18 protein-coding genes are annotated in these 21,769 nt (G+C 63.1%); 3 read left to right on the top strand and 15 right to left on the bottom strand.

Annotation, left to right across the window (positions count from 1 at the left end):
* The first annotated feature begins 221 nt into the window (after positions 1 to 221).
* Positions 222 to 788, top strand: a complete 567-nt coding sequence (locus tag Tal182_RS04655) for a DUF6101 family protein (protein ID WP_085858237.1) — start codon at positions 222 to 224, stop codon at positions 786 to 788.
* 95 nt (positions 789 to 883) lie between these two features.
* Here Tal182_RS04655 and ubiA read toward each other — a convergent pair whose 3' ends face one another.
* The 5 genes from ubiA to Tal182_RS04630 form a co-directional block, all read right to left on the bottom strand.
* The gene (gene ubiA / locus Tal182_RS04650; protein WP_085858235.1) at positions 884 to 1,843 is read right to left on the bottom strand and encodes a 4-hydroxybenzoate octaprenyltransferase; all 960 of its coding nucleotides are present in this window, start codon (positions 1,841 to 1,843) and stop codon (positions 884 to 886) included.
* Positions 1,844 to 2,061: 218 nt separating this feature from the next.
* Complete coding sequence (locus tag Tal182_RS04645) at positions 2,062 to 2,874, bottom strand: MipA/OmpV family protein (protein WP_064809713.1); 813 nt, start codon at positions 2,872 to 2,874, stop codon at positions 2,062 to 2,064.
* A gap of 175 nt (positions 2,875 to 3,049) precedes the next feature.
* On the bottom strand, positions 3,050 to 3,631 hold the full coding sequence (locus Tal182_RS04640; protein WP_064805922.1) for a histidine phosphatase family protein: 582 nt from the start codon (positions 3,629 to 3,631) through the stop codon (positions 3,050 to 3,052).
* A gap of 34 nt (positions 3,632 to 3,665) precedes the next feature.
* Positions 3,666 to 4,925, bottom strand: coding sequence for a cyclopropane-fatty-acyl-phospholipid synthase family protein (locus Tal182_RS04635; RefSeq protein ID WP_064800870.1), 1,260 nt, complete (start codon positions 4,923 to 4,925; stop codon positions 3,666 to 3,668).
* A gap of 133 nt (positions 4,926 to 5,058) precedes the next feature.
* The gene (locus tag Tal182_RS04630; RefSeq protein WP_085858233.1) at positions 5,059 to 7,368 is read right to left on the bottom strand and encodes a Tex family protein; all 2,310 of its coding nucleotides are present in this window, start codon (positions 7,366 to 7,368) and stop codon (positions 5,059 to 5,061) included.
* Between the two features lie 447 nt (positions 7,369 to 7,815).
* Here Tal182_RS04630 and glyS point away from each other — a divergent pair, with 447 nt between their 5' ends.
* Positions 7,816 to 9,930, top strand: coding sequence for a glycine--tRNA ligase subunit beta (glyS, locus tag Tal182_RS04625; protein ID WP_085858231.1), 2,115 nt, complete (start codon positions 7,816 to 7,818; stop codon positions 9,928 to 9,930).
* 130 nt (positions 9,931 to 10,060) lie between these two features.
* Complete coding sequence (locus Tal182_RS04620; RefSeq protein ID WP_085858229.1) at positions 10,061 to 10,549, top strand: DUF523 domain-containing protein; 489 nt, start codon at positions 10,061 to 10,063, stop codon at positions 10,547 to 10,549.
* Positions 10,550 to 10,685: 136 nt separating this feature from the next.
* Here the strand turns inward: Tal182_RS04620 and Tal182_RS04615 are convergent, their stop codons facing one another.
* From Tal182_RS04615 to Tal182_RS04570, 10 genes are all read right to left on the bottom strand, one after another.
* Positions 10,686 to 12,509: a methyl-accepting chemotaxis protein gene (locus tag Tal182_RS04615; protein ID WP_085858227.1), complete on the bottom strand. Its 1,824-nt coding sequence runs from the start codon at positions 12,507 to 12,509 to the stop codon at positions 10,686 to 10,688.
* A gap of 417 nt (positions 12,510 to 12,926) precedes the next feature.
* A complete protein-coding gene (locus tag Tal182_RS04610) occupies positions 12,927 to 13,388 on the bottom strand; it encodes a plant virulence effector HPE1-like domain-containing protein (protein WP_064809708.1) in 462 nt (153 codons plus the stop codon).
* Between the two features lie 93 nt (positions 13,389 to 13,481).
* Positions 13,482 to 14,765: a phosphoribosylamine--glycine ligase gene (purD, locus tag Tal182_RS04605; protein ID WP_064809707.1), complete on the bottom strand. Its 1,284-nt coding sequence runs from the start codon at positions 14,763 to 14,765 to the stop codon at positions 13,482 to 13,484.
* 66 nt (positions 14,766 to 14,831) lie between these two features.
* The gene (locus Tal182_RS04600) at positions 14,832 to 16,763 is read right to left on the bottom strand and encodes a DUF2207 domain-containing protein (RefSeq protein WP_064809706.1); all 1,932 of its coding nucleotides are present in this window, start codon (positions 16,761 to 16,763) and stop codon (positions 14,832 to 14,834) included.
* A gap of 37 nt (positions 16,764 to 16,800) precedes the next feature.
* Entirely contained in the window at positions 16,801 to 18,063 is a 1,263-nt protein-coding gene (locus Tal182_RS04595) for a 3-phosphoshikimate 1-carboxyvinyltransferase (protein WP_064809705.1), read from the bottom strand.
* A 91-nt stretch (positions 18,064 to 18,154) separates the two neighbouring features.
* Positions 18,155 to 18,706: a LemA family protein gene (locus tag Tal182_RS04590; RefSeq protein WP_064809704.1), complete on the bottom strand. Its 552-nt coding sequence runs from the start codon at positions 18,704 to 18,706 to the stop codon at positions 18,155 to 18,157.
* A gap of 61 nt (positions 18,707 to 18,767) precedes the next feature.
* The gene (locus Tal182_RS04585; protein ID WP_064809703.1) at positions 18,768 to 19,319 is read right to left on the bottom strand and encodes an AAA family ATPase; all 552 of its coding nucleotides are present in this window, start codon (positions 19,317 to 19,319) and stop codon (positions 18,768 to 18,770) included.
* Positions 19,316 to 20,272: a glycine--tRNA ligase subunit alpha gene (locus Tal182_RS04580; protein WP_011424229.1), complete on the bottom strand. Its 957-nt coding sequence runs from the start codon at positions 20,270 to 20,272 to the stop codon at positions 19,316 to 19,318. The genes Tal182_RS04585 and Tal182_RS04580 overlap by 4 nt, the downstream gene beginning before the upstream one ends.
* A 328-nt stretch (positions 20,273 to 20,600) precedes the next feature.
* Positions 20,601 to 20,792: a hypothetical protein gene (locus tag Tal182_RS04575; protein WP_064809702.1), complete on the bottom strand. Its 192-nt coding sequence runs from the start codon at positions 20,790 to 20,792 to the stop codon at positions 20,601 to 20,603.
* A gap of 18 nt (positions 20,793 to 20,810) precedes the next feature.
* Positions 20,811 to 21,671 carry a S49 family peptidase gene (locus Tal182_RS04570; protein WP_064809701.1) on the bottom strand — a complete coding sequence of 287 codons (861 nt, stop codon included), beginning with the start codon at positions 21,669 to 21,671 and terminating at the stop codon, positions 20,811 to 20,813.
* Positions 21,672 to 21,769 lie beyond the last annotated feature (98 nt).

Below are 21,769 nucleotides of genomic sequence, written 5' to 3'. Positions count from 1 at the left end.
AGACTTACCTTTGGATTGCGCCATTTCAGGACAGCGGGCCGTTCACCTTCCGGAAACCCTGCCGGATTCGGTTTTGATAACCATCAGGGGAGGCAAAGTTTTCTTAACCGCAATTTTTAAGCTGTACGGAAGGGCGCCCGCCTATTGTCGGCCATAGAGGACGAAAAGTCCCGAGGAGAAGACCGCAAACCGGCTCTCAGGTAAGACAAGGGTAGAATGAAATGAACAATCCCGTTTTGAAGCCCGCTTGGGCTGGCACGACGCTGCGTCTCGATCCGTCCCGCTTCCCGCAGCAGGTCAGCTACGCCATCCATGATTGTTCGGATGACGTCAGCATCACCTTGGACGAACGCGGCGCGGTGCTGCGCAAAGTCCTCCCCTCCAGCGGCCTGCCGCTCTCGATTGCCCTGCCGAAGCGCGTCTTCAAGGGTGTCGCCGCCCGCGCCATCGACCATGGCGACGGCGAGGTGACCGTCACGCTCGAACTCCACCATGCCGATCCGGAGCTCTGCATTCCGCTGCTGGTCGCCCATGATCTCAGCGATATCGCCGCCGACTGGCGCAGCTGGTCTGAGGCCTTCCGCATTCCGATGCTGATGGTCGAGGCCGACGGCGTCGCGCGGCCGCTCGAAGACCATATCGGGGCGCTGCGCACCAGTGACCTCAAGCCGCGCCGCCGTCATTCCTACTTCGCCAATCGCCGTCCGCGCTTCCTCGTGCGCCGCACCACCGGGCAGCTGGGCGTCGCCATGAAGATCGAAGGCAAGGAAATCATCGCCCGCAACTGACCGAAATCGCGACAGCGCCATTTCGGCGGTAAGATCTCGGAAAATTTCGAAACCCGGCGCTTGTGCCGGGTTTTTCGTTTCACGCGTCGTTGCCCTCAGGGAAGGGCGAAGAGCAGCGAAAAGAACAGGCCTAGGAAGATGGTCAGGCCGACGCGGTTGTTCGACTTGAAGAGCGCCAGGCATTGGGCGGGATCGTTGATATCAAGCCGGACGATCTGCCAGGCGAACATGCCGGCCGCGCCGAACAAGGCCAGAAAGGCGATGAGATTGGCGCCGGCGAGCGCGAAGGCCGCAAACATCAGCACCAGCGTCAGCCCATAAAGGCCGATCAGCCACTGCCTCGTCTGATCACCGAAAAGGCGGGCGGTGGAGCGCACGCCGATCAGCTCGTCATCCTCCTTGTCCTGATGCGCATAGATCGTGTCGTAACCGATCGTCCAGGCGACGGAGGCGGCGTAGAGCAGGATGGCGGCAAGGGAGAGGCCGCCCAGAATGCCGGCCCAGCCCATCAGCGCGCCCCAGGAAAAGGCAAGGCCGAGGTAGAATTGCGGCCAGTCGGTGAAGCGTTTGGCATAGGGATAAAGCGCCACGATGCCGAGCGAGAGCAGGCCGAGAAAGACGGTGAACCAGTTGAACTGCAAGAGCACGAAAAGGCCGACCAGCGCCTGAATGCCGATGAAGATCTTCGCGCGGGCGCGGGTTACGCGGCCGGAGGGCAGCGGACGCGAGCGGGTGCGCGCCACTTCCATATCGATCTCGTGATCGACGAGATCGTTATAGGTGCAGCCGGCGCCGCGCATGGCGACGGCGCCGATGAAATAGAGGAAAAGATGGGACACCAGCAGGCTGCCGGAATAGAGCCCTTGACCGATCGCCGCATTGGAGGCGAGCGTGGCCGACCAGAAGCACGGCCACATCAAGAGCTCCCAGCCGATCGGGCGATCCCAGCGTGCCAGCTGCGCATAAGGCCAGAGCCATGGCGGCAGGATCCGGTAGACCCAGTTATCGGAAGGTGCGTCGGAGACGCGATCGTTGAACTCGCCGGTATCTTGCATGCCATTCATCTAGCGGCGGGCTGGCGATCCGGTCAAGAAGTGATCGCGACGGCGCTAAAAGCGAGTCGCATTAAATTTGGTTCGTATGACGCGCTTTGGCTCTTTGTTTATGCATGTCGTTACCCCGGAACCGCGGCACACCTCCGGGCGACATGCGTTAAGTTTACGCATGTCGTTGCCCCGGAACCGCGGTACACTTCCGGGCGACATGCATTAAATCACTGCAGCGAGAAATTGAACCTGTAGGTCGCTGAGACACCGATGAGCACCTGGTTCCTCGAGCCGCGCTGCCGCACGAGACTGCTGTCGGCCGCCGGACCCGCCAGTCGCTTGTATTCGAGGAAAGAGCTGGCCGACAGGTTCTCCGTCGCCTTCCATGTCAGAGCCGCGCCGGCGCCATAGGACTGGATGCCCGACGACGGCTTGTATTGATCAAGCCCGCTCGCCGCCGACTGTTTGGCGTTGACGCCGTAATAGGCGTCGTAATAGCCGCTGGTGGCGAATGTCGCGCGTGGACCGCCTGACAATTGCAGGTCGGGGGCGATATCGGTGAAGGCATCGACGGCGAGATCGGCAACGACCCCGTCATGGGAGCGGATGCCCTGGCGAACTTCGGCGCGGGCGCGCAGGAAATCGGTCGGATAAACTTCGACGAAGCCGCCGGCTTCCGCGCCCCATTTGACCTTCTTCATGCCCTTCAGCTCATGACCGTCGCCCTCGTCGCGCGAAGGCACGAATTTGCCGACGATGCCGGCGCGGAAAGCACCATTATCCATGAGGGCGAAGGACGGATTGTCGTTGCGCGAGGAAAAGCGCGGAGCCGAACCCTGCCGGCCGGCCGAAATCAGCGGGCTGAACCGGAATTCGTAACGCCGCGAGCCCTCGAATTTCGGCGCGGAGAAGCCGGCGACACCGACGCTCAGATACCAGTCGCCGGACCAGAAATGCTGGCCGCTTTCCTGCGCGAGCGCCAAGGCCGGGGATGAAAAGGCAATAGCCAGGGAGATCGATACGACTGATCGATGAAACACGTCCGCACTCCAGAAAACGCAAAAACAAAGCCGCGGAGGGCGGCGGTGGCTAGACTTATCCCGATGTTGTTACCCCAATGTTAACCACGGCGCGCAAAGGGCGCCCATGAAAGGCGTGCCAACGACAATTTCATCGTTCTGAAGAGACATCACCGCAAACCCACCCGCAGCAATTTTATCTCTGGTTCCACCCACGAATGACCGGTTCGGCCAAATCGTGTTCGTAACCGAGCACGCTGATGCTTGTCGTATCGAGGGAAAAAAGCGCGCCGCCCTGCGGCGGCAGGCCGAGCCAACGGGCGGCAAGCACGCGCAGGAAATGCGAACTGGAGAAGATCAAGACGGGAGCACCCGCCTGGCGAAGCGCCTCGACGACGGCGTCGGCACGGGCGCCGACATCGGCGGCCGTTTCGCCATTTGGGCAGCCGTCGCGAAAGAGCTGCCATCCGGGGCGCTTCCCCAGAATCTCCTTCGTCGTGATGCCTTCATAGGCGCCGTAGTCCCACTCGGCGAGATCCTCACGGATCACCGCGCCCGAGCCGAAGCCGGCGAGCGCGCAGGTCTTGCGGGCCCGCTCGGAGGGGCTTGACCAGACGGCAGCGAAGGAGAGGCCCGACAGCCGTTCGGCAAGCTTGCGGGCGGCGGCCTCGCCCACGTCAGTCAGCGGAATGTCGCTGCGTCCGGTGTGGCGCCCCGACCGGCTCCATTCGGTCTCGCCGTGGCGGACGAGGTAGATCTCAGGAAACGCGCTGCTCATCGGCATGTCCTCTCATAGGTCCGACCGCTGTCGCTCAGAAGGTCACCTTTTCCAGCGGCGGGCGCCGCGCCTCGAATTCCTTCAGCTTGGCTTCATTCTCCGCGATGTAGTTGCGGTTGTCGGGAACGGCGAACTGGTTCTTGGCGATCTGGATCTGCAGGATGAACAGCTCGTCCCAGCGGAAGCCCATTTCGGAACCGGCGAGATAGAATTCCCACATGCGGAAGAACTGCTCGTCGTAGAGCGCCACCGCTTCGGCCCTGCGCGCTACGAAACGCTCGCGCCAATGACGCAGCGTATAGGCATAGTGCATCGGCAGGATTTCGACATCCCTGACCAGCAACCCCGCCTTTTCGAGCGGCGCCACCACCTCGCCGACCGAGGGGATATAGCCGCCGGGGAAGATATATTTCTCGATGAAGGCGTTGGTGGCGAAGCTCGGTTTCGGGCGGCCGATCGAATGCAGCACCATGACACCGTTGTGGTCGAGCAGGTCCGCCACCTTGCGGAAGAAATTGCCGTAATTGCCGATGCCGACATGTTCGAACATGCCGACCGAGACGATGCGGTCGAATTTCCGGCCGTTCATGCTGCGATAGTCCTGCAGCTCGAAACGCACGCGATCGGACAGACCGCGTTTTTCGGCGCGGGCGCGGGAGACCTTCAGCTGCTCTTCGCTCAGCGTAATACCGGTGAACTCGGCGCCTTCAGTCGCCTCCGTCAGATACATGCCCATGCCGCCCCAGCCGGAGCCGATCTCCAGGATCCGCTGGTTGGGCTGAAGCAGAAGCTTCGCGGCGATGTGGCGTTTCTTGGCAAGCTGCGCCTCGTCGAGTCCGATGCCCGGCGGCTCGAAATAGGCGCAGGAATATTGCCAGTCCTCGTCGAGGAAAAGATCGAAGAGCTTGGCCGACAGGTCGTAATGGTGGGCGACATTGTGCTTGTTGCGGTTGACCGGCACGCGGCTCTTCAGCTGCTGCCAGGCAATGCGGCCGACGAGCAGCGCCGCCATCTTGAAATCGAAGATCTCGTTGGTGGTGTTCTGCTTCACCAGCGACAGGAAATCGTAGATGTTGCCCTGTTCGAGAATGAACCGGCCCTGCATGTACATTTCCCCGAGTTTCAGGGTCGGATCGCTGCGGATGGCGTCCTCGGCCTCCTGATCGGCAAGGCGGGCGGCCACCATGTCTCCGGTGCCGTCGCCGATCATGTGGGTCTCGCCATTGGCAAGGGTAAGTTTCAACGAACCCTTGCGGATGATTTGCTGGACGATCGATAAGAAAGCCGACGCCATGGACGCCTCGCAAATGTGACAGGATGGTCACATCAACTTAATAACTCTCCCTCGCCTTACAAGCGCCGGATTTAGCAGTCCGCGCAGAACGCTGCCAAACTGTGGCATTTTTGCCAGAATACCGGCTAAACCCTTATTTTCTCTTCATGGCTTCGGCGAGTGCCGCGCCGAAAGCCCCCTGACTCTCCGGTTTCGGAGCTGCAGGCCGGCGCTCGGTCTGCGGCCGGCCGCCCTGACTTGCGCGAGAATCACCCCGCGGCTGAGACGCCGAAGAACCGTCGTCGCGTCGCATGGAGAGACCGATGCGCTTGCGCTTGGCATCGACTTCCACGACCCGCACCTTGACGACATCGCCCGCCTTGACGACCTCGTGTGGATCTTTGACGAAACGATCGGCAAGCTGCGACACATGCACCAGACCGTCCTGATGCACGCCGATATCGACGAAGGCGCCGAAGGCGGCGACATTGGTGACGGTGCCTTCGAGCACCATGCCGGGCGTCAGGTCGGAAATCTCGTTGACACCCTCGGCGAAGGTCGCAGTCTTGAAGCTCGGACGCGGGTCGCGGCCAGGCTTTTCCAGTTCCGAGAGGATGTCTTTCACCGTCGGCAGGCCGAATTTCTCGTCGATGAACTGACGCGGATCGACCGATTTCAAGACGGCACTGTCGCCCATCAGCGCCCGGAGATCGCGGCCGCAGGCAGCGACGATCTTCTTGGCGACGCCGTAGGCTTCGGGGTGGACCGAGGAGGCATCGAGCGGCTCCTTGCCGTTCGGAATGCGCAAGAAGCCGGCGCATTGCTCGAAGGTGCGGCCGCCGAGTCTTGCGACCTTCAGCAGATCGCGCCGCGTCTCGAAACGGCCCTCGCTGTCGCGATGTCGGACGATGGCCTCCGCGATCGAGGGCCCGAGGCCGGAGACGCGGGAGAGCAGCGGCGCGGACGCGGTGTTCAAATCGACGCCGACGGCGTTCACCGCGTCTTCGACGACCGCATCGAGCGAACGCGACAGCTTCTGCTGGTCGACATCGTGCTGATACTGGCCGACGCCGATCGACTTCGGTTCGATCTTGACAAGCTCGGCGAGCGGATCCTGCAGGCGGCGCGCGATGGAGACGGCGCCACGCAGCGACACGTCGAGATCGGGAAACTCCGCCGCGCCGGTCGCCGAGGCGGAATAGACCGAGGCGCCCGCTTCCGAGACGATGACCTTGGTCGGCTTCGGCGCTGGCAGTTCGGCCAGCATGTCGGCCACCAGCTTTTCCGTTTCGCGGCTGCCGGTGCCGTTGCCGATCGAGATCAGCTCGACATTGTGCTTGCGGATCAGTGAGGCGAGTTCGATCTGGGCGCCGCGCACGTCGTTGCGCGGCTGGAAGGGATAGACGGTCGAGGTCGCAACCACCTTGCCGGTGCCGTCGACGACGGCGACTTTGACGCCGGTGCGGATGCCGGGATCGAGACCCATCGTCGCGCGCGAACCGGCGGGGGCAGCCAATAGCAGGTCCTTGAGGTTGCGGGCGAAGACATGGATCGCCTCCTCTTCGGCCCTTTCGCGCAGCTCGCGCATCAAGTCGAGCGACAGCGACATGGAAAGCTTGACGCGCCAGGTCCAGCTGGCGACCTCCATCAGCCAGCGGTCGCCGGGACGGCTTGCACCGATCTCATAGGCCGCCGCGATCATGCGTTCGACCGGCTTGTTCGGCGAAGCGATCTCGGCATCGGCCTCGATCGTCAGCGTCAGCACCTCCTCGTTCCAGCCGCGCAGCATGGCGAGCGCGCGGTGGCCGGGCGCCGTCGCCCAGCGCTCGGAATGATCGAAATAGTCGGAGAACTTCTCGCCGGCCGCCTGCTTGCCGTCGACGACCCTGGCCTTCAGCAGCGCAGCCTGGCGCAGATGGGCGCGCAATTTGCCGAGCAGATCGGCATTTTCGGCAATGGCTTCGGCGATGATATCGCGCGCGCCTTCCAGCGCCGTCTTCACGTCGGGCACATCAGCCGTGACGAAGCCTTCGGCGAGCGCCGCCGGTTCGCGGCCGCGATCGGCCAGGATCGCCTCGGCGAGCGGCCCGAGGCCGCGTTCGCGGGCGATCTCGGCGCGGGTGCGGCGCTTCGGCTTGTAGGGCAGATAGAGATCCTCGAGCTCGGCCTTGGTTTCGGCGCCCGCGACCTTCGCCATCAGCTCGTCGGTCATCTTGCCCTGGCCGGTGATCGATTCGACGATCGCGTCGCGCCGGGCTTCAAGTTCGCGCAGATAGACCAGCCGCTCGGCGAGGTTGCGCAGCTGGGTGTCATCGAGCCCGCCCGTCACTTCCTTGCGGTAGCGGGCGATGAAGGGCACGGTGGCGCCTTCGTCGAGCAGCTCGATGGCGGCCTTGGCCTGGTCGGGCCGTGCATTGATTTCGGCCGAGATGCGGGCGGCGAGGAAACGGAGATCAGCGGCCATGGGATTTCCTATGTCGACGAAAGTTGCGGGACCATAGCGGCGAAAAGCGGCAAGGCAATGCCCGAGCGTGGTTTCCACAGCGGAAGTTGGTGGATTGGGGGTGATGGGCGTTTTGCCGTGTGGCCCCCTCATCCGCCCTACGGGCACCTTCTCCCCGATGGGTAGAAGGGGAGTTGCCGCAGCGGCCGATTCTGACCGCTACCGTTTGTGATGGAAGAAAGCAGTGCGGCATGTCCCTTCTCCCCTCGGGGGTCCGAAGGACGGGCGAGACCGGCGCTCGCCCCGGTCAATGCCGGCAGGCAGATGGGGGGCCACACGGCACAACGCTGCCAACCAGCCACCCCATCGCTCTCTTCCGTTTTTGCGGTTGTGCAGATGCGGCATTCTTTGATAGCAGAAGCAACGTTTTTGGATCGCCCTGCCCGCGGGCGCAAGGAAAAGAGTGACATGCCAAACCTTCTTCTCGAACTTCGCTCCGAAGAGATTCCGGCCCGCATGCAGCGCAAGGCTGCCGGCGACCTGAAGAAGCTCGTCACCGATGCGCTCGTCGAAGCGGGTCTGTCCTATGAGGGCGCGCGCGAATACTGGACGCCCCGGCGGCTGGCGCTCGACATCCACGGCCTGACGGCGCGCTCGGCCGATGTGCGCGAGGAGCGCAAAGGGCCGCGCACCGACGCCAACGAAAAGGCGATCGAGGGCTTCCTGCGCGGCGCCGGCCTTTCCTCGGTCTCCGAGGCGCAGGTGGTGAGCGATCCGAAGAAGGGCGATTTCTACGTCGCGGTGATTTCAAAGCCGGGCCGCGCGACGGAGGAAATCGTCGCCGAGGTGATGCCCGGCATCATCCGCGATTTTCCCTGGCCGAAATCGATGCGCTGGGGCAAGGCTTCCTCCAAACCGGGCGCGCTGCGTTGGGTGCGGCCGCTGCAGTCGATTGTCTGCACCTTTGGCCCGGAGCATGAAGAAACCGTCGTCATCCCCTTCGAGATCGACGGCATCACCGCCTCCAACGTCACCTACGGCCATCGTTTCCATGCGCCCGAGGTGATCACCGTGCGGCGCTTCGACGATTACGCGGCGAGCCTGGAAAAGGCGAAGGTCATCCTCGACGCCGAGCGGCGCAAGGACATCATCCTGCATGATGCCCGCGACATCGCCTTTGCCAACGGGCTCGAGCTGGTGGAAGACGAAGGCCTGCTGGAGGAAGTCTCCGGCCTCGTCGAATGGCCGCAGGTGCTGATGGGCAGCTTCGAGGAGGATTATCTTTCCATTCCCTCCGAGATCATCCGGCTGACGATCAAGACCAACCAGAAGTGCTTCGTGACGCGCAAGCAGGGCGAAGAGACGCTGTCGAACAGGTTCATCCTGGTTTCCAACATCCAGGCGCATGACGGCGGCAAGGAGATCGTCCACGGCAACGGCAAGGTGGTGCGGGCCCGGCTTTCGGATGCCCTGCATTTCTGGAAGCGCGACCAGGGCGACATGCCCGATCTCGACACGCTGAAAGCATCTGCAGCAAAATTCGGTCTCGACCTGACGAAGCCGCTCGACCAGCGCATGGCCAAGCTCGATGCGCTCGACGTGACCTTCCATGCCAAGCTCGGCACGCAGGGTGACCGGGTCGCCCGCATCCGGGCGCTGGCAAAGGAGCTCACCGCTATCACTGGCGCGGATGCGGCTCTCGTCGATCGCGCCGCCGTGCTTGCCAAGGCGGATCTGCGCACCGAGGCCGTCGGCGAATTCCCGGAGCTGCAGGGTCTGATGGGGCGCAAATATGCGGTACTGCAGGGCGAAAACCTCTCCATCGCCGCGGCGATCGAGGATCATTACAAGCCGCAGGGTCCGTCGGACCGCGTGCCGGAGGACAAGGTGGCGATTACGCTGGCGCTTGCCGACAAGCTCGACACGCTGACGGGCTTCTGGGCGATCGACGAGAAGCCGACGGGTTCGAAAGACCCGTTTGCGCTGCGGCGTGCCGCCCTCGGCGTCGTTCGCATCCTGCTGGAACGCAGGGTCCGCCTGCCGCTGCTGGCGACGACCAAGGATGGTGATCTGCTCTCCTTCTTCCATGATCGTCTCAAGGTCTACCTGCGCGACCAGGGCGCCCGGCACGATCTGATCGACGCCGTGCTGACGCCCGAGGCCGACGACCTGTTGATGGTGGCACGCCGCGTCGAGGCGCTGACGGCCTTCATCACCTCGGAAGACGGCAAGAACCTGCTCGCCGGCACCAAGCGCGCGACGCAGCTGCTCGCCGCCGAGGAAAAGAAGGGCACCGTCATCGCCGACGGCGTTTCGCCGGCGCTCTTCAGGCTCGATGCCGAGAAGGAGCTGTTCGCCGCCATATCGAGCGCTTCGAAGGATGCGGCGAATTCCGTTGCCGGCGAAGATTTCCGCTCCGCGATGGAAGCGCTTTCCAAGCTGCGCGGCCCGGTCGACCGCTTCTTCGAAGACGTGCTCGTCAACGACGAGGACGCCGCGATCCGCGCCAACCGCCTCGCCCTGCTCAGACTGATCCGCGAGGCAACGGGAACGGTGGCGGATTTCTCGAAAATTTCGGGGTGAGCGGTCTTGGGCTGGGTTCTCTTCCCAGTGCTAACGCCCACGCTGTGCTTGCGTGATTTATTTTGGTCGGTCACGATAAATCGATGACCCAACCCTAGCATCACCGCCCCATGGGATGACTCAAGCAGCGATGCAGAGCAAGATTCTCGTCAGCGCCTGTCTCATGGGGCATGCCGTTCGTTATAACGGGCGGGCGAAGCCGTTGCTTCATCCGGCGATCGAGAGGTGGCGGGCCGAGGGCCGGCTGGTGACGATCTGTCCGGAGATGTCGGCGGGCATGGCGGTGCCGCGGCCGCCGGCGGAGATCGCGGATGGAGCGACCGGCGAGGAGGTTCTGGCCGGCACGGCTCGGGTTATAGAGCTGACGGGCGGCGATGTGACGGCAGAGTTTCTGCAGGCGGCGGAGAATGCCGTGGCGCTCGCACGGCAGACCGGCTGCCACTATGCGCTGCTCATCGACGGCAGTCCGTCCTGCGGCTCCGCGTTCATCTATGACGGCACGTTTTCCGGGCGCCGGCAAGCCGGCAACGGCGTCACGGCGGCGGCGCTGAAAGCGGCCGGCGTCGAAGTATTTTCCCATGGTGAAATCGACCGATTGATCGGCCGTCTGGCACCATAGGCCCCAAAGGACACGGCCGCCGAAGAACCGACGGCCGCTAAGATTTTGGTGCTGAAAACTCTGATTGTCCCCGCGCCGTTTATGTTTTTACGCGGTTCCTGACGGAAAACCGTTTCACACTTTTCCTGGAATTGCGCTAGGCGGCGCGGCGACCTTGATGCGCGACGGGAGCAGCGGCGGCACTGTTGACGCGGAAACCGCGGATGAGATCGATCAGTTCGTCGGTGTCGGCAGCCAGCGTCTCGGCCGACGCCGTGGTCTCTTCGGCCATGGCGGCGTTCTGCTGGGTGGCGGCGTCGAGCTGGTTCACCGACGAGGAGATCGAGCGCAGCGTGGTGTCCTGTTCGGAGGCGCTGTGGGCGATCTTGGCGACGATCTCGTTGGCGGCCTTGATCTGGTCGGAGATGCGCTTCAGCGCCTCGCCTGCCTCGCCGACCAATCGGACGCCGTGATCGACCTGGCTGGAGGAGCGGGCGATCTGATCCTTGATCTCCTTTGCCGCGGCAGCGGAGCGCTGGGCGAGTTCGCGCACTTCCTGGGCGACGACGGCAAAGCCCTTGCCGGATTCGCCGGCACGGGCCGCCTCGACGCCGGCATTCAAAGCCAGGAGGTTGGTCTGGAAGGCGATCTCGTCGATGACGCCGATGATCTTCGAGATCTCCGAAGACGATTTCTCGATGCCGCTCATCGCCTCGATCGCCTCGCTGACGATCGCATCGCTATGGGTGGTCTCGGCACTGACGGCATGCACGCGCTTGCTCGCCTCATGGGCGCCATCGGCGGTCTGGCGGACGGCGACGGTCAGTTCATCGAGGGCGGCAGATGTTTCCTCCAGGCTTGCGGCCTGGCGCTCGGTGCGCTGCGACAGCTCGTTGGAGGCACGGCGAATTTCTTCCTTGCTCGTACCGATGTCACTGCCCTTGGCGCTGACCTTGGCCATGGCGGCTTCGAGATGCGACAGCGCATCGTTGAAGTTGTCGCGAAGGGCGGCGTATTTCTGGCCGAGATCGGCGCAGCGGACGGTGAGGTCGCCGCGGGCGATCAGCTCCAGCGCCTGGCCGATCGTCGTCACGACGCGGGCCTGGAGTGCGGCCTCGTCCTGCTGCTGGCGCAGGTTGTTTTCGCGCTCGCTTTCCAGCGCGAGCTGCTGTGCCGCCTCGCGATCGGACATCTGATGGCGCTCCCTGATTTTCTCCTGCAGCGACAACGTCGCCTTCGCCATCATGCCGACCTCGTTGTTCATGCCGGTATGCGGGATGGCGATGGAAACATCCTCCTCGGAAACGGCCTTCAAGGCCGCATGGACATTGTTGAGAGGCCCGGAAATGCCGCGAATGACGAAGTAGGCGGCCGTCATGGCAAGGAAGAAGAGAACGATGCTGCCGGAGAGCGCGGTCAGGATCGTGCCGTTAATCTGGGCATCGAGATCATCCATATAGACGCCGGTGACGACGACGACCTTCCAGGGGTCGAAGGCCTGGCCATAGGCCGTCTTGCGGTAATCGCCGACCGGCTGCCCCGGCTTGCTGGTGGAATAAAATTCGACCAGACCGCCGCCCTGCTGGCCGAGCTTGACCAGCTCTTCACGATAGAGCTTGCCCTTGCTGTCCGGCTGCCCCTTCAGGTTCTGTCCGACCTTCGAGGCATCATAATGGAACATCATCTGGACATCGTAGCTGTAGCCGAAGAAATAGCCGTCCGGATCGTATTTCATGCCGTTGACGGTGGTGTAAGCCTGCTTCTGGGCATCCTCCAGCGTCATCTCGCCTGCGGTGACCTTAGCCTGATAAAGCTTGAAAACCGAGATTGCCGACTGAACCTCGGCACGGAGCATGTCGTAACGCTCCTTGTAAATCGCATCGACCGAGGAGCGGATCTGCAGGGACGTGGCGATCGCAAAGGCTGCCATCAAGCCGACGATCAGCAATATGAGCTGCTTCGATATCTTTAAATTTTTCATGATTCCTCGCAAAGGGGAATGAGGGAATACATTCCGGTGCGGTCTTCTACCGCCTGTGCGAGCGCATCTGAGAGGGACGCGTCTACCGCTGCTGAACAACATGCTGCGACCGGCGAGTAAGAATTGAAGCTGACTCGATAAGAAAGCTTTAATTTTATTCAAAACGACGCGAATTTCCCTAAAAATCGGGGGGCGGAGTTACAAGACCAACCGCTGATTTTCACTGAATATCACTTGTTTTCGCGCTGCAGATCTGCCGGCGCTCAAAAGCAGGAATGCACCCCCGCTTCTCTTCGAGGGTGCATTCGCTCCACCGCGGTGGAACCCCAAGCGATCGAAACCTTGATCGGGCAGGGGCAGGGAACTGTCGCAGCGGCTCAAATTGGCTTAGTACACAGCCCTCAGATGCCGTGGCTTTTAGAAACGCAGCTTGAATTCGGAAACGTCGAGAGCCGCCGGCGGCTCAGCCATTCCGGCAGCGACCGGCCTGGCATCGCCGCCGATGACGGCTGCGGTCGTTGCGTTCATGTCGATGCCTTGGGCGGGCGGCATCGAAGGTTCGGCGGCAGCCAAGGCTTCCGGTGTTGCCTTGCTGACGAAGACGACGGGCGAACCGCCCATCCAGGCTTCGGTGCGGAAGATCTTCGTTTCGCCGCCGACGTCGCGGACTTCGCTTGCCTGGAGGACGCCGGGCTTCAGTTCCGGCACCGTATAGTCCTTGCGGTTCTGCCCGGCCTGCAGCGGCGGACAAGCGGCGCAGCTTTCGGCTACGATGCTGCCCTCGGCACGTGCTGCCGTTTTGCCGATCACCTCAATCGAGGAGGCCATCGCCGAGCCTGCCATCAGCAGGATTGCCGCACCGAGGAAAATCTGACGCATCAACGCACCTCCGTCTCACTACGGCAACGGTATAGCGCAGCTTCGTTTCCATCCCGTCAGGGGAAAGAGTAAAAATTTAAGGAACGCGGCGATTTATGCTTTGTCCGAGATTTTTTCGCGCTCGATCGCACGCCAGCCGATGTCGCGCCGGCAGAAGCCGTTTTCCCAACGAACCCTGTCCAACAGGGCATAGGCGCGGCCCTTCGCTTCGGCAACCGTACCGCCTGACGCGGTGACGTTGAGCACGCGGCCGCCGGTCGCGACCAGCACGCCGTCCTTCATGCCCGTGCCGGCATGAAACACCTTCTCTCCCTCGCCTGCCTCGGGCAGCGACTGGATCGGTGTGTTTTTCTCATAGGCGCCGGGATAGCCCTTCGAGGCCATGACCACTGTCAGGGCCGGATCTTCGCTCCATTCGGCGCTTACCTGATCGAGCGTGCCATTGGCGGTGGCAAGCAGCAGCGGCAGCAGATCGCTCTTCAGCCGCATCATCAGCACCTGGCATTCCGGGTCGCCGAAGCGGACATTGTATTCGATCAGCTCCGGCCCTTTCTTCGTGATCATCAGTCCGGCGAAAAACACGCCGGAGAAGGGATGACCGCTCTCGGCCATACCGCGGATCGTCGGCTCGATGATCTCTTTCATCGTCCGCTCGACCATCTCGGCCGTCATAACCGGCGCCGGCGAATAGGCACCCATGCCGCCGGTATTGACGCCGGTATCGCCCTCGCCCACTCGCTTGTGATCCTGGGCGGTCGCCAGCGGCAGCGCATGTCTTCCATCGCAGAGACAGAAGAAGCTCGCTTCCTCGCCATCGAGATAGGCTTCGACGACGACTTCGGCGCCGGCGGCGCCATAGGCGCCCTCGAAGCAATCATCGACCGCGGCAAGCGCCTCGTCGAGCGTCATCGCGACGGTCACGCCCTTGCCGGCGGCAAGGCCATCGGCCTTGACGACGATCGGTGCGCCCTGGGCGCGAATATAGGCTTTGGCTTTCGGCGCGTTGTTGAAGCGCTGGTAGGCGCCGGTGGGAATGCCGTAGCGGGCGCAGATATCCTTGGTGAAGCCCTTGGAGCCCTCGAGCTGGGCGGCACCCGCGGAGGGCCCGAAGACTGCCAGGCCGTCGGCGCGCAGCCGGTCGGCGAGGCCGGCGACGAGCGGCGCCTCGGGCCCGACGACGACGAAATCGATCGCCTTGTCCTTGCAGAAAGCCGCGACCGCTTCGTGATCCTCGACATTCAAGGGCACCACAATGGCATGTTCGCCAATGCCGGGATTACCGGGTGCGGCGTAGAATTCGCTCATCAACGGCGATTGCGCCAGCTTCCAGGCGAGCGCGTGCTCGCGTCCGCCCGATCCGATCAACAGAACCTTCATGCGCGACCCCTTTCCTGTTCCGTCAGGCGGTTAAGGGCCAAGGGCCGAAAGGTCAAGCGGGAAAGCTTACCAGCCCCCGCCTCCCCCGCCTCCGCCGCCACCGCCGGAGGAGCCGCCGCCGGAAAAACCGGAGGATGAACTCGACGGCGGCGCGGGGATCGTCGACGCGATGGTGGAGGCCATCGACGAGGAGAAACCGCCGATACGGTCGGAGAAGCTGCCGCTGTTGAAATCGCCGGAATACCAGGAGGGCGCATAGGCTGCGGCCGTGCCGGCGGCGGCAGCCGCAAGCCAGGTCTCGAAGGTGCGCGACCAGGGCTTTTCGACACCCAAAGCCACCGCGTAGGGCAGCAGCGTCTCGAAATGCTGCGGCGACATTTTGGGAGCGCCGGCCATGTTCATGCGGTCCTTCTCGGCCAGCGTCAGGTATTGCCGCAGGCCGTCCACGCCGTCCATCATCCGGGCGCCGAGCGGAGTCGGCGCGCCCATGATGAAGACATAGAGGATGTTGAGCAGCACGATGCCGCCGATGGCAAAGAGCATCGGCGTCTCGTGCAGTTCCACCAGAGACGAGGCAAACGTCAGCATCAAGATCCCCAGGATGCTGACGCCCACGAAAACACCGACCGCCGCGGCAATGATGGCCATGACCTTGGCGAACAGCGATCTTCCTTGGTGCAGCGACTTGACCAAACCGGCGATGAAGACGGCAATGAAAACCGAGATGGCAATCGGGATCAGCATCAGCGCGATCGTATCGGGCTCCAGCGAGCCGAAGACGAACAGCGCCACCAGGGCGGCGGCACTGAGCGCAACGCCGCCTGTGGTATAGCCGATGTTGGAATTGTAATATTTGCCGCGATGCTCTCTCTCGATTGCCGAACGGAAGGCTTGGCCGACCGTCTTCACCCGCTCGCCATTGGCCTCGTCGATCGTTAGCGTCCTGCCCTCGCCGCCGGCGACCTTCAGCAGCTCGGCCTCGCCGGCCTGGAATTTCTCTTTGCCGACCGGCTTGCCGGTGCCGCGGATGATGATCGAATCCTTGAGGTCTTCGAGCTTGACATAGCCGCGCACCGCCAGATTGAGGGCGGTTGCAGCTAGCGCCGTCCAGCCGCCGCCGGAGAAACCCTTATTGTCGATATAGTTGACCAGCGCCGGCGAGATGCCGTCCGGCGCGTCCCAGCGCGGCACGACGACGCCACGGGCGGGATCGCGGCCGACCTTCAGCCAGGATCTGAGATAATAGGCGAAAACCAGGATCAGGCCGCCGAAGCCGATGAAATAATTGCGGTTATCCTTCAGCCACCAGGTGCTTTCCATGTCCGCGCTCGGCGGATCGATCGAGCCCTTCGGCATGCGGATCGCAAAGGTCAGGCCTTCCTTGGGCCCAAGAGGCGCGGTGGTGGAAAACACGAGGCCGGCGCCGCTTTCGCTGACACGGGCATCCTTTCCCCTGGCGCCCTGCGGGCCGGTAAAGAAGGTCGTCTCAGTCGCGCTGACATCAGGCGGCAGCTTCACGGTTGCGGTCACTGACCGGATCGGGAAGATCCAGCCATTGCCGGTGACATTCCAGTAGAGCTCGTCATGATCGTCGAAATAGCGGATCTGGCGATTGGTCCTGTAGGTGAAGACGTAGCGGTGACGGCCCGGCGTCACCGTCACCTCGGCGGAGCCGGCATAGATGCGGATGCCGCCCGATATCGATTCCGTGTGCCAGGGCTCCTCCGCACCGTCGCGCGTGACCGACACCATATCGAAATCGACGCTGCGGCGACGGCCTGCGCCGTCGGTGAAATAGAGCGGGAAGTCGCGGAAGATGCCGTGGTTGATCCGGTTGCCCTCGGCATTGACCGTGATCGTTTCCGCTACCGTCATCTCACCGCTCTTTTCGAGCGCGATGTCGGAGGCGAAACTATCGACAACCTCGGCGGCAAAGGCCGCCGGGGCGGCGACCATCAGGAGCAGCGCCAAGCAAAAACCGAAAAACCGACGCCCCATCCTGTCTCCCCGCCGGCTGCCCCGGCTGCGCCTTGCTTCAATCCTTGTCCCGATAGGTCACGCCGAGGGCGGCGAGCGTCCGCCAATAGGCGGGGAAGGTCTTGCCGACACAATCGGGGTCGAGAATGGTGATGCCATCGATCTTGAGGCCGGCGAGCGCAAAGCTCATGGCGATGCGGTGATCGGCAAAGGTGTCGATCTCCGCCGACAGCGTTTGACCGGCGAGAGCAGGATCGGAATGGACGATCAGATCGTCGCCCTCCTCGACGGCGAGACCTTCGCGGATATTGTTGAGCCCCGTGGACAGGGCGCGGATGCGGTCGCATTCCTTGACGCGCAGATTGGCGATGCCGACGAAGCGGACCGGCGTCTCGTTGAAGGCGGCAAGCACGGCGATCGTCGGAACGGCATCCTGCATCTGCGAGCCGTCGATTTCAGCCGGCAGGCGCGGGAACTTGGCGATCATCTCATAGGCTTTGGCATCCGGCTGGGTGAAGGCATCGTTCGGCACGCCGAGATCGATCCTGCCATCGCTCAGCACTTCGGCCGCCCAGAGATAGGTCGCGGCGGATGCATCCGGCTCGATGACGAAATCGGCGGCGTGGTAGCCGGTCGGCTCGACGCGCCAAGTGACGGGGCTGGTCTTTTCGACCCTGGCGCCGAAGGCCTGCATCGCCGCCGTGGTGAGATCGATATAGCCGAGCGCGCCGATACCCTCGCCGACGAGTTCGATGTCAACAGGACGGTCGCCACCGGCCGCCATCATCAGCAGGGCCGAGACATACTGGCTGGACAGCCCGCCATCGATCAGGATGCGGTCGGCCTCGAAGCGGCCGGTGCCCCTGACAGTGACCGGCGGGCAGCCGGTCTCGGCGCTGACATCGATGCCGAGTGTGCGCATCGCCTCGACCAGCGGGCCGATCGGTCGCTTGCGCATGTGCTCGTCGCCGTCGACGATGACGGTGCCGTCGACGAGAGCCGCAGCCGCCGTCAGGAAGCGTGTGGCCGTACCGGCATTGCCGAGGAAGAGCGGCGCCTTCGGCGGCGCGAGCCTGCCGCTGCCGGTGACGACGAAGGTGGTGTCATCGGGTTCGTCGATCGCAACGCCCATGGCGCGCAGCGCATCGGCCATATAACGCGTGTCGTCGCTCTTCAGCGCCCCGGTCAGCCGGCTCGTGCCCTTGGCAAGGCCGGCGAGCAGCAGGGCGCGATTGGTGATCGACTTCGAACCCGGGGGCATGGCGCGGCCCGAAAGCGGCTTGCCCGGCGGGATGATCGTGAGTTTGGCTGTGCGTGTCATGCTGTGTCTTCCGTCCGTGAGCGAGGCTAAAGCGCGTCGCCGTCTGCCCTTGCTCTTAACCGCTTTCTTGCAAAGGCAAAATGCCGGATCGTCAGAATTTGACGCTGGGAACGGCGCGATCGGCCTCATTGGTGATCTCAAAATACTCCCGCTTGGCAAAACCGAACTGGCCGGCGACGAGATTGGAGGGGAAGCTTTCGACCTTGACGTTCAGGTCGCGGGCCGCACCATTGTAATAACGCCGCGCCATCTGCAGCTCGCCTTCCAGGGTTTCGAGCGACGCCTGCAGTTCGGTGAAATTCTGGTTGGCCTTGAGATCGGGATAGGCCTCGGCAAGCGCGATCACCCGGCCGAGCGCCTGGCCGAGCAGTCCTTCCGCCTGCGCCCTGCCCGCAACATCGCCCGATGGCACGGCCTGCGCCTTGTTGCGGAGCGCAACCACCTCTTCGAGCGTCGACTTCTCATGGGCGGCATAACCCTTGACCGTCTCGATCAGGTTCGGAATCAGATCGGCGCGGCGCTTGAGCTGGACGTCAATGCCCGACCAGGCTTCCTCCGCCATCTGGCGGGAACGCACCAGCCCGTTGTAGATGAAGACGATGTAGAGTGCGATGACAGCGACGACGGCAAGTGCAATATACATCGCGAATCCCCTGCGGCGAAGTAATGTTCGCGCGGAGACTACGCGGGTTTGCCGGCTGCCGTCAAACGCCGATATCGGCGAGGATTCGGGCCGCCGTCTGCTCCGGCGAAAGGTTCGTCGTATCAATTTCGACTGTCTGTTCAGCCAGTCCGCACAACAGTTTGTAGGTCGCCCGGAGCTGTTGCAGCTTCGCCGTATCCGTCAGCTTGAGCGCCTCGGATCGGCCGGGAGAGATGAGGCGCCTGGCATTCTCCTCCGGCGCGCAATCGAGCAGAACCGCGACCAGATCCGCGCCTCTGGCGGCAGCCAGATCGACATACCAGGAGAACATCGCCCTATCCTGCTCGTCATCCGCAAGAGCATCGGTAAAGACGAAACTTTCAGCCGGATCGGCGTGCACGGCGTGGTCGAAAACCGCTCGCCGAATCTGCTCACGCAGTGATGCATGCAGAGGGTTGCTGCGGGCGAAAAGAGCTTCGGCCGGATTAAGCAGCGTGTGATTGTCGATGAGCCGCGCGCCGAGCCTTGTCGCGAGCAATCGGCCGATCGTCAGCTTCCCGGTGCCTGGCCAGCCGTTGAGATGGACTATACGGCTGGCAGGCTTTTGCGTCATGCCGCCTCTTTCGACAGGTTGACGCCGCCGGCGTCGGTCAGCAAAAAGGCTTCACCGCAGGCCTTGGCGAGCGTGCGTACCCGCAGGATGTAGCTCTGGCGCTCGGTGACCGAGATGACGCCGCGGGCGTCGAGCAGGTTGAAGACATGGCTGGCCTTGATGCACTGGTCATAGGCCGGGAAGACGCATTTGTGCAGGCGCTGGTTGGCGCTGTCATCGGGCGCGCCGGCATCGAGCAGCGACCGGCATTCCTTCTCGGCATCGACGAAGTGGCGATGCAGCATCTCGGTATTGGCGAATTCGAAATTGTGACGCGAATATTCCTGCTCGGCCTGCAGGAAGACGTCGCCATAGCTGATCTTCTCGTCGCCCTCGCGGCCGTTGAAATTCAGATCGTAGACATTGTCGACGCCCTGGACATACATGGCGAGGCGCTCGAGACCATAGGTCAGTTCGCCGGCGACCGGCGCGCATTCGATGCCGCAGACCTGCTGGAAATAGGTGAATTGCGAGACTTCCATGCCGTCGCACCAGCATTCCCAGCCGAGGCCCCAGGCGCCGAGCGTCGGGCTTTCCCAATCATCCTCGACGAAGCGGATGTCGTGCAGCAGCGGATCGAGACCGATCGCCGCCAGCGAGCCGAGATAGAGTTCCTGCAGGTTAGGCGGGTTCGGCTTCAGGATGACCTGATACTGGTAATAATGCTGCAGCCGGTTCGGGTTCTCGCCATAGCGGCCGTCCGACGGGCGGCGCGAGGGCTGGACGTAAGCGGCCTTCCAGGGCTTGGGGCCGAGGGCGCGCAAGGTGGTGGCCGGGTGGAAGGTTCCGGCGCCGACTTCCATGTCGTAGGGCTGCAGCACCGCACAACCCTTGTCCGCCCAGTAGCTATGCAGGGTCAGGATCAGCGCCTGGAAGGAGCGCTTCGGGTTCATATGGTCTGGGATAGCTGACATGGGATGGCACCGCTGGCTTGGGAATTATCGGCGCGACAGGTGCCATGGAGGGCGGCAGGGGTCAAGGGTTTTGCGGCGGTCGGCGACGCTCCGTGGTGACGCAAGCGGAGTTTCGCCGCCCTACCCATCCTGTATTTCGCTGGGCGGTGCCGCATATCCCTTCTCCCCAACGGGGGAGAAGATGCCGGCAGGCAGATGAGGGGGTGAGCTGCGATAGGAGCGAATGCACGGCGCGCAAGCGAAGGGCAATCAATGGCGTGCCGTGCGGCCCCCTCATCCGACCCTTCGGGCCACCTTCTCCCCGCTGGAGAGAAGGGAGAATTGAAGTCTATTCCTCATCTCGCTTCAGCCGATACTCCCCGGTCACCGGGTCCTTGACCAGGGTGCCGATCGCGCCGGTCTGGCGTTCCTTTTCGGCGCGGCGCGATTTTTCGGCGAGCTTGCGGGCATCGGAGACGAAGCGGCGGTAGAACCACCAGGCTGAGAACACCAGGATCAGGATCGTGATAAGCTGTGCCATGCCCCTCTCTTGCTCCTCTCAAAGCCCGAAGCGGCTCCACAATGCTCTCTCTTCCGCCGCTTCGACAAGTCCTGTTGCGAGACCTGCCCCCGCGCCCTCGAGTGTAACAGGCGATACGCCGGGAATGCGGCGGCCGAAGAGCCCGCGGCCGGCGGTGACGAGTTCCAGTCGGGTCTTTTGCCCGTAGCGCCGCTTCAATTCCTGGCGCATGTCGCCGAGACCGTCGATGAGGCCAAGCTCGAGGCCGCGGGTACCGCTCCAGAACAGGCCGGAAAACACCGCCGCATCATCCGTCAGCTTGCCGGCGCGGCGCTCGCGCACCATTGCGATGAAGACCTGGTGGATTTCGAGCTGCAGGCTCTTGAGGTACTCGATGTCCTTTTCCTTTTCCGGCTGGAACGGATCGAGGATCACCTTGTTTTCGCCGGCCGTATAGACGCGGCGCTCGACGCCGATCTTCTTCAGGAGTTCGGGAAAGCCGAAACCGCCGGAGACGACGCCGATCGAGCCGACGATCGAGGTGGGGTCGGCGATGATCTCGTCGCCGGCAAGTGCGATCATATAGCCGCCGGAGGCGGCGACATCCTCGACGAAGATCAGAACCTTCTTCTTCTTCTCCCGCGCAAGCTCGCGAATGCGGGTGAAGATCAGCCGGGACTGGACGGGCGAGCCGCCCGGCGAGTTGATCGCAATGGCCACCGCCGGCGCGTCCTTCATGGCGAAGGCCTTTTCCAGAACGGGGGCGACATTGGCGAGATTGAGGGTCGGCCGGAACTGGCCGCCGCCGCTGATGATCGCGCCCTGCAATCTGACGACCGGGATGGTGACGCCATCCTTGCGGAACCGTTTTGGCAGCAATTTTCTCAAGAATCCGGCCATTTCCTATCCTTCGCTTCGGCTCGCCCGATCGTCATCTGCGATCGGCATCCATGTATGCGCTGGAACGACAAACGCAATGGCCGCGTTTGCAAAACATC

This window comes from Rhizobium sp. TAL182, from assembly GCF_002117725.1.
In the GTDB taxonomy this organism is placed as follows: domain Bacteria; phylum Pseudomonadota; class Alphaproteobacteria; order Rhizobiales; family Rhizobiaceae; genus Rhizobium; species Rhizobium esperanzae.
The sequence above is the reverse complement of the archived record's forward strand: the minus strand, read 5'-3'. Positions and strand labels throughout refer to the sequence as shown.